Source organism: Natronococcus roseus, assembly GCF_043677095.1.
In the GTDB taxonomy this organism is placed as follows: Archaea; Halobacteriota; Halobacteria; order Halobacteriales; family Natrialbaceae; genus Natronococcus; species Natronococcus roseus.
Window position 1 is genome coordinate 68,065 of the sequence record NZ_JBHLJR010000010.1, and the last position, 13,647, is coordinate 81,711.

Sequence of the window (13,647 nt, forward strand, 5' to 3'; positions counted from 1 at the left end):
TCGCGTCAGTTGTCATCAAACGACAGGATTGACCCGGTGACGGCCGGGCGAACGTGATGGGGCGCCGGAAGGCGATCCGAACTCAGTTCTCGACCAGATCGAGGAAGCGATCGAACGCCCCGCTCTCGGGGTGAACGTGGGCGTAGGTCCCCAGCGAGTCGTACTCGAGGAGGCCGTCGCGATCGCCGTCGATACCGTCGCCCCGGACCGTCTCGAACGCGAAGCGGGCGTCGCCGTCGACGTCGGCGCTCGAGTAGTGGAACTCGTGGCCCCGGATCGACTCGCCCGCTGTCGCGGTGAGCGTGCCGTCGACGGCCTCGAGTTCGACGTGGTCGAGCGCCTGGTAGCGGTCGTGCATCGTCACGTCCGCGGGCAGGATCCCCGCCATCTCGCCGCGCTCGCCGTCGGCGGTCGAGAGCGACCGGCTCATCGCCATCAGCCCGCCGCACTCGCCGAGGACGGGGAGACCGTCGCTCGCGCGCTCGCCGAGGTCGGCGAGGGTGCCGCCGGCTTCGAGCTCCTCGACGTGGAGTTCGGGGTACCCTCCGGGGAGGTAGACGCCGTCGCAGTCGGGTACCGGGTCGCCCGCGACCGGCGAGAACGTCACCAGTTCCGCCCGCTCGCGGAAGCGCTCGATCGTCGCCGGATACCGAAAGCAGAAGGCGGCGTCGCTGGCGACGGCGACGCGAGCGTCGACGGGCGTCGACCCCTCGTCGGCCCGTGCGTCACCTTCGAGCGCGCCGGGTTCGCTCGCTACCGCCGTCAGCCGTTCGGTCTCGAGGGTTTCGGCGGCCTCCCGAAGCGCCGCTCGCGGCAGCGCCGCCTCCGCGCCCATCTCGAGCCCCAGGTGGCGGTCGGGAATCTCGAGGGCAGGGTTCGGCGGAATCCGTCCGAAGTACTCGAGCTCCTCGGGCAGCGCGTCCCGAATTCCCTGCTCGTGGCGACCGCCGTGGGCGCGCTGGGCGACGATCCCGGCGACTTCGACGTCCCGGCCGATCCGATCGGCGTACTCGCGGAAGCCGAGCGCGGTCGCCGCGACGCTCTCCATTCCCGCGCTGGCGTCGACAACGAGCACGACGGGGAGGTCGAGCGCCTCGGCGACCATCGCCGTGCTCGAGCCGTCGCCGTCGTACAGCCCCATGACGCCCTCGACGACGCAGACGTCGCCCTCGCCGCGGCGGTAGTTCCGGCGGAGGCCGTCCTCGCCACAGAGCCACAGGTCGAGCGTGCGGGAGGGCCGTCCTGCGACCGCCTCGTGGTGGCTCGGATCGATGAAGTCCGGTCCCGCCTTCGCCGGCTGGACGTCGTAGCCGGCGTCCTCGAGGGCCTGGATCACCGACAGCGTCGCGACGGTTTTGCCGACGCCGGAGCTGACGCCGCCAAGAACGAACCCCTTCATCGCGGCTCCCCCGCACGGGGCGCCGTCCGCACGCTTCGGATCATTGTGGTTGCGTTAGCACAATCGGACTTGAATCCGTCGGTGCGGACGATGACGGCGTGCCGCTCGGGGAACGACGGTTCGTCGCAGCCGTTCCCGGAACCCTACGGCCGTCGTTGCCCAGGAGGGGTGGGAGCCCGCTCGAGTAGGGTCGGAACGCGCTCGAGTAAGCGAACACCGCCGACGAACTTAACAGCCACACGACCCTACGTTCGCCGCTGGTCCCCATGACCGAGGAGAACGAGCAACAGACCGAGCACCACCTTCGAGAGGCGATTCGACACCTCGGCGAGGCACAGGACGGCGACCTTCGCAAGACGAACGCCACCGTCATCGAGGACGTCTCGGACACCGTCTCGACGGTCCTTCGCGAGCAGGAACGGACCGAGTAGCGGGACCGTCCGGCTACTCGGCTCGAGACCTGCCGTTCGCACGCCAACCACAGCGTTATCAGTATTCTTCTCCAGGAGTACGATATGAGTGACGAAAGCCCAGCGACGGGTTCGACGCCGAACTGTCACCGACGCGACTGTGACGAGCCCGCGGCGTTCGTCGTCCTCGAGCGCTACCAGGAGGAGACCGGAAAGGGCGCCGTCGAGGCCGAAGCGACCCTCTGCCGGGATCACACTGACGAGGAGAGTCCGGCGAACCTCGACGGGGCGTACGACGACTACGTGTTCCGGATCGAGCCGATCGCCGAGGGCTGACGAGGGCTGCGGGCGGCGCGACGGTCACCACGATGAACGGCGTATCCCGCTCGAGGAGTTGCGAAATCCCGGGCCGGGACGGATCAGTACGCATTTGAGCGGGCTCTCTCGTTATGCTATCAGAGAGGGATGACGGAGGACGATACGGTCGACAGGGAGGAAGCCGAGGGGATCGAGTACGGGATTGAGGACCGACCACCGCTGGGCGAGTCGACGGTGCTCGGAATCCAGCACTATCTGACGATGGTCGGGGCGAACATCGCGGTGCCGCTGATCCTGGCCGACGCGATGGGGATGCCGGGCGACGTCACGGCCCAGTTCATCGGGACGTTCTTCGTCGTCTCGGGAATCGCGACGCTCGCCCAGACGACGTTCGGGAACCGGTACCCGATCGTCCAGGGCGCACCGTTTTCGATGCTGGCGCCGGCGCTCGCGATCATCGCCGTCGTGACGGCTGGCGGGGTACAGGGCCAACCCGACTGGCAGGCCGCGTTGCTCCAGCTTCAGGGGGCGATCATCGTCGCCGCGGCGGTCCAGGTCGCGATGGGGTACTTCGGGCTGGTCGGCAAGCTCCGACGGTTCCTCTCGCCGGTCGTCATCGCGCCGACGATCGCCCTGATCGGCCTGGCGCTGTTCGACGCCGGCCAGATCACCGACACCGACCAGAGCTGGCTGCTGCTCGGGCTCACGCTCGGACTGATCCTGCTGTTCTCGCAGTACCTCGAGATCAGACACCGGGCGTTCAGACTGTATCCGGTCCTGCTGGCGATCGGCATCGCCTGGATCGTCGCCGCGGTCCTCTCGGCTACGGGCGTCTTCGGCGGGGGCCACCCGGGTCACGTCCCGCTCGGCGACGTCACCGACGTCGATCCCCTGTTGCCGATCCACCCGCTACAGTGGGGCGTTCCGGAGTTCACGACGGCGTTCGTCGTCGGGATGTTCGCCGGGGTGCTCGCCTCGATCGTCGAGAGCATCGGCGACTACTACGCGGTTGCGAACCTGACCGGTTCGGCGGCGCCGAGCGAGCGACGGATCAACCACGGGATCGGGATGGAGGGGGTGATGAACGTCTTCTCGGGCGTGATGGGGACCGGGGGATCGACCTCCTACTCCGAGAACATCGGCGCGATCGGGCTGACCGGCGTCGCCTCGCGATACGTCGTCCAGATCGGCGCCGCGGTCATGCTGGTCGCCGGCTTCGTCGGCTACTTCGGCCAGCTGATCGCGACCATCCCCGATCCGATCGTCGGCGGCCTGTTCGTCGCGATGTTCGCCCAGATCGTCGCCGTCGGGATCTCGAACCTGAAACACGTCGATCTCGAGTCCTCGAGGAACGTCTTCGTCGTCGGCTTCGCGCTGTTCGTCGGTCTCGCGGTCCCCGAGTACATGGCGAACTTCGCGGATCCGATCGCGTTTCGGGAGGGAATCGAGCTGGCGGCGACGATCGCGCCGCTGGTCGAGGCCGAGCCGATCGCCGGCACCGCAGTTGCAGTCTGGATCGAGGCGATCGCCCAGGCGCTTGCGGACTCGGTGTTCATCATCGGTTCGACGGGGATGGCCGTCGGCGGGCTGGCCGCGCTCGTCCTCGACAACACGATCCCCGGCACCCGCGAGGAGCGCGGGCTGGCCCAGTGGGAGCGACTCACCGAGGACGAGTCGGAGTTCGACTCCGCCTGGGACCGCTGGATCGGCTCGAGCCGAGACGGCGACTGAGGCGGACTCCCGTCCGTCAGTTCCGAAGCCGGGAGCCGTCGTGCGGTCGCCCCGGGTAATCGGGACGACAGACCGTCCGAGCGAGCCGCGAACGCCAGCCGGGGATCTATTACCGAGCGGTTCCAGACGAAGGTATGGCAGAACTCTCGCTCGAGGACGGCACGCTCTGGTACGACACGCGCGGCGACGGCTCGCCGCTGGTGTTCGTCCACGGCGGCTGGCAGAACGGTCGCGCCTGGGGTCCCCAGGTCGATCGGTTCGAATCGACACACCAACCCGTCACCCTCGACGTACGCGGCCACGGCAACACGGGCGCGACCGACGCCGACGAGTACTCGATCGATCTCTTCACCGACGATCTCGAGGCGCTGCTCGACCACCTCGCGCTCGAGAACCCGGTGCTGTGTGGTCTCTCGCTGGGCTCGATGGTCATCCAGAACTACCTCGGTCGTCACCCCGACCGCGCCGCGGGGGCGATCCTCGGCGGGGCCGTCAGATCGATGCCGCCCGTCGAGTTACCGATGGGAGCAAAGTCGTTCCTGTCGCCGATGCCCGCCCTGTCCGCGTCGCTGTCGATGACCGGACCCGAGGCGACGTTTCGGTCGATGCTGACCTCGATCCAGGCGACGACGGGCCAGCGGTGGCTCTCGGTCGATCCCGAGGTCCGATCGATGGCGATGGACGCCGTCGGCGAGGTCGAAGACGAGGAGTACCGGAAGATCTTCGACGCGCTCTACCGGTTCGACCCGCCCGAACTGACTCACGTCGAGACGCCGACGCTGGTCGTCCACGGCGACCAGGAGGCCCCGCCCGTGAAACGACAGGGTCGTGCGATCGCCGGCGAGGTCGAGGACGGCGCGTGGCTCGAGCTGGCCGACTCCGGCCACCTGGTCAACCAGGACCGTCCGGCGGCGTTCAACGAGGCCGTGACCGAGTTCCTCGAGCGACGAGTCCGCGTCTGAAGACGGTCACGGATCGATGGAGGTAGCGATGTCATCAAGAGGGTGCGAATCCTACGCATAGTCGATCACGATCGGTTCCGGCTACTACCTATGAGTTCGAACACGATACCAACGGACGCTACCGACATCGTACCGGGTCCCGAACGCTGGGCGACGATCTCACAGCACGTTCTCAACAGCTACGCCGAGGCGAACAACGCGATGCTGGCTGCGATGGGGCTCCAGTCCTCGAGCGAGGCGACCAGGGTCGACCCGACGGTTCCGGAGGTCACCTACGGAGACGCCGACTGGACGACCGAACGGTCGACGGACAGTCTCGCGGAGCTCTCGGTCGGTGACGCCGTCCGGTTTACCAAATCGGTCGAGGACGCGGACGTCGCCGCCTTCGCCCAGGTCTCGGGCGACACCAACCGGCTCCACCTCGAGAACGACTTCGCCGAGAACACCCGCTTCGGCGGCTCGATCGTCCACGGCACGCTCGTCGCCGGCGCCATCAGCGCGGCCCTCGCGCGGTTTCCGGGGCTGACGGTGTATCTCTCCCAGGACCTCGAGTTTCAGGGCCCCGTCGAGATCGGCTCGACGATCACCGCCGACTGCGAGATCATCGAGGAACTGGGCGGGGACCGGTATCGGCTGCGGACGACCGTCGACGCCGAGGGCGAGCGCGTGGTCGACGGCGAGGCCGTCGTCTTGATCGAGGACCCGCCCGAGTGAGGTGGGTCGGCGACCGGGAGCTGCTTACTCCTCGCCGTCGAAGACGCCGTACACTATCGCGCCCGACTCGGGATCCTCGAGATCCTCTTCGAGGCCGACCTCGATCACTCGAGTCCAGGTTCCCTCCGCGGGCGCGTTCCACACCTCGTCGATGCAGTAGCAGTTGAGCACCAGCCCGCTGTCGATATCGTAGGGCTCCCCCTCGGGTTGGTGAGCGTCGAAAGCCACATCCTCGTCGCCCCGGACGACCAGCGCCATCGTTCGGGTTTCCCCCGGCGCCAGCTCGAGGGCGTACAGCGTGATCTCGTCGGTGTCGAGGGTCGGCAGCTCCTCGACCGGATCCGCGACGAGGTCGACGTCCTCGAGCTCCTGGGTGTCGTACTGCTCGGTGTCGCTGATCTCGGCGTCCGGATTCGGCTCGTACAGCTCGCTCGTCATCGGGAGCTGCTCGTCGGCGAACCCGACGCCCAGCGTCACCGACCCGTCGGAGGCTTCGGACTGCTCGGCGACCGTCTCCCGAAGGGCGTCCATATCGAGCTCCTCGAGCTGTGGGTGGGAATCGCCGTCCTCCGTATCCGCACAGCCGGCCGCGCCGACGACGAGCGCGCCCGCAGCCGTCTGGAGGAATCGGCGTCGCTCGAGATCGGGGCTCCGTTTCATACCACCATCCGGCGGTTCGACGTATATAGGGGTTGAGATACCCCACGTCGCTCGCTGTCAACTCGCCGAGAGGTCGCGCTCGAATTTCCAGCGGAGTCGCCGCTGTGAGACGTCGTCAGTGTCTCGACGAGGACTGCTCGAAAACGCACTACTCGGGTGAGCTATAGTAGCCACTGAAAGCTAGTACGCATCCGATCGCACGACAGCTATGTGATCGGTGTGCAAACAGTTTCAGTTGTTACTATAGGAACGAGGCTCGAGGAGAAGCTGCTGCAGGATTTGAACCACGCGAACGGCTCGTTTCACTCGCCGTTCTCTACTTCAAATCCTTCGCGAGCCACGTACTCGAGGCTCGCGGGGTTGCTCGCCTCGAGAAGTGGGCGCTGCAGGAACATCACATAACAACTGGTATTCCGGAACATATTACCCCAACCCTTAAGCTAAAGTAGAGAATCCACCATATTCCGTGACAACTTCGACGCGAACAGTTACACCAGTCACCGCTCCTATCGGATAAACATCACACCCAGATCTAGACGCGAAAACCCGATCGCCGCCTACTCGCCACGCGCAGCCCGCAACTCCTCCTCCAACGCCTCGCTGGCTACCGTGACAAACTCCTCCCACACGTCCCCGTCAACTTCCTTCACCGCTTCGAGTTCGTCGTCGTCCACGGCGAGAATGACGCCCTCCCAATCACTGACCGCCCACGAAGATTTCAATTCGTCGCAGCTGAACGTGAACTCCTCGCCCAATTCTGCCGTCGTCTTGGGACTTACCTTTCTGCCGAGTGACGTGTCGTAGATCTCAACGGTAGCCTCACCTCGCTCCACCCACCCAGCGAACCCTTCCAAGGCCTCCCCGTCTCTCACGCCTTATCCTACGCTTCCCGAAGCTCGTCCACGTCCACGTCCCACCCTTCGACGTGACCGCACACCTCAACAAACAACGGCCACTCCTCTTCACTCAACTCCTCAACTACCCCAAGTTCACCCTCATCAATCCTCTCAATCAAAACAACATACATCGACTGGAACTGAGGCAGCGGTCTCGTACCACCCAGACCCATTTCCCCCATAGAGCCTCCATAACTAATCCCCACCTTCCGCCCGAACGGAGCATCAATAAACTCCAGACTAACCACCCCATCACGCAAATCCTCAGCAAACACCCGCAACACTTCAATATCACGCTCATTCTCCTGTTCCGAATCATCACTCATCGCCAACCACCTCCACACGCTCAACCAACACAGACTCCGCCTGATCCGTTTCTGGATCAATCACAGCTGAAACGTCACCCCACTCCCATTCACTTCTCTGGCGATCAGATTAGGCGGCATAACATCACCAGGGTATTCATCCCACTCCCCATCCTCGATCTCCGTCACGACAAACAATTCACCGTCAGTCTCGCTCCTCTTGGCAGAAATCGGTACTATCTCGACATCATCAACATAGGCCCGCCACGACGATCCCCGCTCGTCAATCACCTTAGTCACACTACCCTCAGCGCCTCGAAGCCGTTCAACATCATTCTTTCTCGACGTCATACTCTGTTCTGTGACATTATTTACTTAAAAATGTTCACCCCGCCCCTCTGCTAAAATGGTTTCGTCAGGCGAAAGCATCCACATTTCCAAGGCGGCATGCACTAGCATACGGCTGCAACTTCTCCACGCTAATCTCGTGATCCCTGTATAGTCTTGCAATCACAGGACGAACGTCCTCCTCAGCATATGCACCATCCTCCTCAATGCGCTTGTCCATCCACGCCAACGCTGCTGATTCGTCAACAAACGTTGCTTCTAACTGCTCATCTTTTACATATACTCCACCCATTCCTTCCAATACCTCATCGACATACGTCTGCCGCTTATACGGGGATCCGACACCGACGAACTCCTCCGCTACGGTCATCACCTTCTCGCGTGTAATTGCGTTATTTTCGTAGCGGACGACAGCAGCGATCAGCTCTTGCTTCACTTCCACATCACTTGGAATGGCTCCTTTCGGCACGTCGCCGCGATTGATTTCTGGATCCTCGTCGATCCGTGGAAGTGTTTCCAAAGCAGCACGGCTTAGACGAGTGCCGCCATCCGGACTGTAATCTTGCAAAGTCGAGACAGAGGAGGTGGCCGTTACATTGTCGGTTTCAACGCCTCCGTCCGCGGTGACCGTTTTGGATTGGTTAGTCTCTATGTCGTTACTGGTGACTATTTCGTGGATATCGTCAAGTCGAGCATCTTGATCTCGCTGAGCAATGTAGTCGGTCATTAGTCGTTCAAGGGCCTTCTTGGGGTCTTCACCTCGGTTCTCGGCCTCAGATTTGAATCTGTCTTTGATGATTTGTGGAACTTCCATCCTTACATAATAATCTATAGTTTTGGGGACATTTACGACTTTCTTCCCTTAAGTATCTAGTAGAATTATTTAAAAGTTATTTTTTCATACTCCGTCAGGACTCAGACGGATAGTGAGAGGAATTTCGTCTGCACAACGCTGCTCATAGAGTTAACGTGAGTGTCGATAGATGCCGTTAGAGGAAATGAAAAGTCTTCGAAACCATAGATTTAATTAAGTTTCTTGTTCCCGAAGTAGCATAGTCTTTTCAAGCATACTGCTAGAGGAAAATGTTTATTAATCTAACACTCTTACACTACACCGAGGGTACTGATACAGTCCAAGGTGATCTACGATCACCGATGGACAGCGGTTGTTTCCGCGGTCTGCACCTGCTGATTCTCCGTTATCTTCCGTTTTCGGCCCTAATTTGTCCTCGTGGTTTGAAGTGAGTGTAGTAGCAGATACACCTATACTGTGAAAAAATTATTTTGAAATAAATACCTATGCTATTTAAATGGGAACGTATGGAACATTCGAGCATTTAATGTTCTTTACGGGGCGACGGATTCTATCTCTCTTTGCGTCTCGATTTCCATCGAAGATACGTGCGAGTGGCAGCATTGTGTGCCGGCATTTATTTGAAGTGACCTATTGGGCTCACAGCGGCGATTGGGGTATCACCACGTAGAAAATCAGCTCAATCTCGGCGGTTGATGCGAGCGTTATCATACACGTACTCAACCGCAGGGCGTACGTGGTTTTGAAGTGTGTCTTTGATGTTTTTCATCGTCTGCTCCACAAGGTTGACCCGTTCTTCTAGCTTTTCAATACGGTTCTCGAACCCGTTTAGCGCCGAGTGCTGATCGTCTAGTTTCGTACTCACCTCGTTTTCGAGGGTATCAGCAGTGCTTTTCGCGGTATCGGCTTTTTCTACCGCTCGGTTGACGCGCTTTTCGATGATATCAATACGGCCGTGGATTTCACTGATTTCGCCCGCTGTGCCCATTCGTTGTTCAAGATAGTCGACATCATCCAGCAATTCATCTATCTTTGAGACTGCTTCCTCAAGCGATTCGACTGCTTCTTCACGTACGTGGATGTTCTCGTTAATGACCTCTCCGTAGCTGGTTAGTGAAGCGACTCGTGAGTCTGCGAGGACACCATCGTTTTCGACGTACTCTGTCTCGATCACACCCTGTTCTTCGAGGCTGTCGAAGACGCGGGATATCTGTTTGTTGTGCTGGATAGTTTCGTCGTAGTCTGCTGCTCGGTGTTTCACCTCACCAGTCTTCAGAGAGTTATCTGCTTCGCTAAGGGTGGTGATCACTATCTTCTCGCGGCGTTCCAATTCGGTTTTGTCATGTGTTGGGTCTGTACTCATCACGTTTATTTATTCGGCCTCTGATAGTTTATCCTCGACGCGACCGCAGGACGTGTTCCGTGACAATTCCTCGACGACCAGCTGATCGTCAATTATAGAGGTGTTCCTCGCCGGGCAAGACTGGATTCTCGAGATCCCTCGAGCGGGTTTCAAAACTGCTTTTCGAGGGAACCGGGTTCCTCAATGCCCCTTCTCCATAGTGGGTTCTCGATGTAATTCGAAATGAGGGGTGCCCATCTTTTTCGAGATCTCGAGCGACCTGCAAAGGAGAAGGGACACCACCACCGCTGCTCTAAATCACTCGAATTCCAGCACTGGGTGAGTGAGGCGTGTATTTCTTCGCCAGTAGCGTCTGTAATTGCGACTGTCGCTCGCTCGGTGCGGATGATGACCTGCGTTTCTTCGCCGTCCTCGTCTCTGATGTGGATGAGGCAGTGATCGGCTGGGCTGTCGCGTGTTACGTCTTCGATGTTTAGTCGGGTATGGTCACGCACTACGCATGCCAGTAGGGTCGGATAAATGCTTGCTCGAGAGGGCTGCTATCCCGCTTGAATAGATAGCAGCACGGTTTCTTTATTCGGATTTTGTATGAAGTTTCGCGTTACGTACACATCCGATAAATAATGCTGCAACAATCGACTCCTGCGATGTTTGTCAAAAGAAGCCTGTTAATTATAGAGGCTGCATGCAGCGGCCGATAGAAACAGCACCTAATTCCCTAAATCCAGAGTTCGGAGATACAGACAATCAAGAAGGCAAAGATTCACGCAACCAAGGCTGACTCACTGACTACTGACACGGCAGGACAGTCCCGAGTGATTGAAGATGGTACATGGAAAATTGTAGATAATGACTCATATTCTGAGTAAAGGCTCTCACCTCCCATTTGCAGATACCAATGCGGATTGGGACGAAGAAGAGAACTTAATTGACCACAAGATTGCTTTCTACAACCTGCAGGATCTCTGGGAACGAAACCAAGAGTTCATCCACCCCTACTTCAACTTTGATAACAGCCTCCAGATACCTACCAAACAGGATGTCATCGATTTCTTAGCCGGCGACAACCACATGGTGGTCAGGCTGCCCCAAGAACCAACCATACATCTTGAAGGAGAAAACCGGGATGGCGAAGAAGAGTGGTACGAGTTTGACCCGTTCTGCTGGCTTCCAGTGAAAGTAGAACTAAATGGTGAAAAGGAGGGAACAATTGTAGAACCAAGTGATAATTGGAGATGGTACTTTGGAAACGAATTCCACTGGGACTACACAGTATCAGTATACTCAAGAATACGTAACACCGGGAAAGGATACCACGACCCCCGCCCACCAGAAAATAGAGAAGCCAGATCTATGCAACTCCCTCCCTCAGGCGCTTACTTTCCATCACCTCCACTCACAGTTCTCGCCGTTAATAACGTGGAACAGAAAATCGCAGCTAGAGCAGCGTTCCGGAACGATGACTTCACTACCGAGGGTCAAATCTATTTGATTCCTTCATCATCTTCGACGACCTACGAGGACTTCGTACGAGGAGTCCTGAACCATGAGTTCGATATAGAAGTGGAAGCCAAACGAAGTTGGATCGATAGCTACCCTGTCCCCGGGGGACAAGATCTCCATCAGGATCTTTCCAGTATTGAAACCAAACTAAAGCTAATCGAAGAAAGCCTGGAAGACGGTCGATACTACCGGCAGATGCTGAACAAAAACGACAACAAACTCGAGAATCCAGTGAGAGACGCCTTCCGACACTTCGGATTCACCGTAGACGGCGAAAAGCCGAGCAAGAGAGATGGAGCAATACAGCTCAACGATCGAACCATCATAATAGAAATTACAGGAACAGCCACCGGCGTTGATGAAGGAAAAATTGGCCGCCTGGAAAGTCATGTAAGAGACGCTAAGAAAGAAGGCTATGGACGCAACCACACTGGATTACTTATCGTCAACCAATTCAAGGAGAGAGACCCGGAAGACAGACCACTCAACGTCAAAAACTTTGAAGAAGAACTAGAACATCATGGTTATAAGCTCCTCCCAACTGTCGACCTGTATCAAATGCTATGCGCCTATGAAGCCGGCGAACTTCCTAAACAGGATATCGCTGATCTACTACTCAACGAGGATCAAACCGTTATACAGTACAGCTACACCCGCGAAGAATCAGAGCCTGATGTGGAACAAAGAGTAAGTACAATTATTGACCGACTCAACGATCTATTCTAATTAGGCTCTGTTGAAACCTTCTTCACGTCTTGCGATTTGCTAAGGAACTAGTTTTCAGTCGGATCCGCGAAACCCGGTGGAAAGAGTAGCTCTTCTCAATGTCCTCTCTGAAGGATTTCAACGGAGCCTCTAATTATTAAGAAGTGAAATACAATTTATTGTCACACGCTTATTTAATCGTTTGAGTATTTCAGTAGAAGCATTAAGAAAACAGGCTTGATCTAGTTTACCAGAACTGTGTGAGACATGCGCTGTGTATTCAGCACGGCTCTGCAAACACACATATTAGCTAATAAATATGATCGCGCTAGATTCGAATCTGTAGGTAACGAATCGACCACTTCACTTCACTGATCAGGGCGAATAAAGAAAACGCCTTCCCAATTACTGTTAGGTTTAAAATGCGAAAGCGAGGCCAGGAGTGGCGTCTGCTTCCAACGGAGCACCCCCAGGATGACCTGCTCCTCGTAATAGTGTTAGCACGATACTCGTACGACTTCGAACAAGCTGAACCTGGGAACGCGTCGCGGGCTTGGCAGCTCACTGAGGAACTCGCTGAACTGCACGGTCTAAACCCCGCGGACGCAGTCACCAGCTCAAGTCGAAATAACGGGGTCTACTCGTGCGGGACGAGATCGAAGTGACGAAAGTCGATTGGCAGTGGGTTCTCCTCGTTAAGAGGTTTGACACGGTACCAGTACTGATCAAACTCTCGACCGGTCTCCTCATCCAAATTGTCCTCAAATCGGTCTACGACAACACACGGTGTGCCGTGGAAGCGGTGATCAGGATCGCTTGCACCAACATACACTCGAACGCGTTCTCCTTTAGAGTAAGGCGAGTCGGCAGGTTGAGGTATATCTTCCATTTCGACTGGTGAATGTCTAAGAGGTATTCATTTGAAAGGGTTAGGTAATATCTGAGTCGTGGTGGAGTTGATGGAGAAGTGAAGCGTGTCTTAGAACTATTTCCATAGGGTTATTTTCGCCGCTATTTCGGTGAACCAACCGCTACGTAGATCTGTGAACCTAACGCAGTATCTTCTGTTAGATATCAGTGATGTTGGCGAAGCCCTGCTATATTCAACCGTGAGTTCCGACCACATCGTCTGTGCGATCGCTGTTTCGAACTCTGCTGATTCCCGTATGCCGATGAAGATCCGTGTCCTATCAATCAATACAAGTTCAACGGTACGGTTACCGCGGAGATGACACACCGTATCGCTACCAGAATACCGGCCAGCCCTCAGTGCCACCATCAGAGGTCGTTGCCAAGTAGGTTGCAACCCGTTCGTCATCAACCCCATAGAACGAAATATAGCGAAACGACCGCTGAAACAGGCCGGGACGTACAATTTCACCAGTCTACTGATAGAGTTATTGTGCCTGGGAGGGTGGGGAGAATACCCTTCCACGGGTATGATCTCTATGACCAAACTGGAGCCAATTCATCCGGCAGAAGCGTTCGAGATCTACCTTGATGAACGACGTGCCGAAGT

At 57.7% G+C, this 13,647-nt stretch carries 14 protein-coding genes; 7 read left to right on the top strand and 7 right to left on the bottom strand.

Annotated elements, in window-relative coordinates; translation table 11 throughout:
- Positions 1-82: 82 nt before the first annotated feature.
- Positions 83-1,399, bottom strand: a complete 1,317-nt coding sequence (locus ACFEMD_RS21360; protein WP_394743289.1) for a cobyrinic acid a,c-diamide synthase — start codon at positions 1,397-1,399, stop codon at positions 83-85.
- Between the two features lie 266 nt (positions 1,400-1,665).
- Here ACFEMD_RS21360 and ACFEMD_RS21365 point away from each other — a divergent pair, with 266 nt between their 5' ends.
- The 5 genes from ACFEMD_RS21365 (at position 1,666) to ACFEMD_RS21385 (ending at position 5,534) form a co-directional block, all read left to right on the top strand.
- Entirely contained in the window at positions 1,666-1,830 is a 165-nt protein-coding gene (locus ACFEMD_RS21365) for a hypothetical protein (protein WP_394743290.1), read from the top strand.
- Between the two features lie 84 nt (positions 1,831-1,914).
- Positions 1,915-2,145: a hypothetical protein gene (locus ACFEMD_RS21370; RefSeq protein WP_394743291.1), complete on the top strand. Its 231-nt coding sequence runs from the start codon at positions 1,915-1,917 to the stop codon at positions 2,143-2,145.
- Between the two features lie 129 nt (positions 2,146-2,274).
- Positions 2,275-3,858: a uracil-xanthine permease family protein gene (locus tag ACFEMD_RS21375; RefSeq protein ID WP_394743292.1), complete on the top strand. Its 1,584-nt coding sequence runs from the start codon at positions 2,275-2,277 to the stop codon at positions 3,856-3,858.
- Between the two features lie 134 nt (positions 3,859-3,992).
- Entirely contained in the window at positions 3,993-4,820 is an 828-nt protein-coding gene (locus ACFEMD_RS21380; RefSeq protein WP_394743293.1) for an alpha/beta fold hydrolase, read from the top strand.
- A 90-nt stretch (positions 4,821-4,910) separates the two neighbouring features.
- Positions 4,911-5,534, top strand: a complete 624-nt coding sequence (locus tag ACFEMD_RS21385) for a MaoC family dehydratase (RefSeq protein WP_394743294.1) — start codon at positions 4,911-4,913, stop codon at positions 5,532-5,534.
- A gap of 24 nt (positions 5,535-5,558) precedes the next feature.
- Here ACFEMD_RS21385 and ACFEMD_RS21390 read toward each other — a convergent pair whose 3' ends face one another.
- From ACFEMD_RS21390 to ACFEMD_RS21415, 6 genes are all read right to left on the bottom strand, one after another.
- A complete protein-coding gene (locus ACFEMD_RS21390; RefSeq protein ID WP_394743295.1) occupies positions 5,559-6,194 on the bottom strand; it encodes a hypothetical protein in 636 nt (211 codons plus the stop codon).
- Positions 6,195-6,751: 557 nt separating this feature from the next.
- Positions 6,752-7,066 (bottom strand): hypothetical protein, encoded by a 315-nt coding sequence (locus ACFEMD_RS21395; RefSeq protein WP_394743296.1) that lies wholly within the window; start codon positions 7,064-7,066, stop codon positions 6,752-6,754.
- Positions 7,067-7,074: 8 nt separating this feature from the next.
- On the bottom strand, positions 7,075-7,416 hold the full coding sequence (locus ACFEMD_RS21400; protein ID WP_394743297.1) for a hypothetical protein: 342 nt from the start codon (positions 7,414-7,416) through the stop codon (positions 7,075-7,077).
- A 60-nt stretch (positions 7,417-7,476) separates the two neighbouring features.
- On the bottom strand, positions 7,477-7,746 hold the full coding sequence (locus ACFEMD_RS21405; protein ID WP_394743298.1) for a hypothetical protein: 270 nt from the start codon (positions 7,744-7,746) through the stop codon (positions 7,477-7,479).
- Positions 7,747-7,810: 64 nt separating this feature from the next.
- On the bottom strand, positions 7,811-8,557 hold the full coding sequence (locus ACFEMD_RS21410; RefSeq protein WP_394743299.1) for a hypothetical protein: 747 nt from the start codon (positions 8,555-8,557) through the stop codon (positions 7,811-7,813).
- Positions 8,558-9,236: 679 nt separating this feature from the next.
- Entirely contained in the window at positions 9,237-9,920 is a 684-nt protein-coding gene (locus tag ACFEMD_RS21415; RefSeq protein WP_394743300.1) for a hypothetical protein, read from the bottom strand.
- An 849-nt stretch (positions 9,921-10,769) separates the two neighbouring features.
- Here ACFEMD_RS21415 and ACFEMD_RS21420 point away from each other — a divergent pair.
- Together ACFEMD_RS21420 and ACFEMD_RS21425 are read left to right on the top strand one after the other, a co-directional pair.
- Positions 10,770-12,149 (top strand): hypothetical protein, encoded by a 1,380-nt coding sequence (locus ACFEMD_RS21420; RefSeq protein ID WP_394743301.1) that lies wholly within the window; start codon positions 10,770-10,772, stop codon positions 12,147-12,149.
- Between the two features lie 622 nt (positions 12,150-12,771).
- A complete protein-coding gene (locus ACFEMD_RS21425; RefSeq protein ID WP_394743302.1) occupies positions 12,772-13,029 on the top strand; it encodes a hypothetical protein in 258 nt (85 codons plus the stop codon).
- Positions 13,030-13,647: the final 618 nt, after the last annotated feature.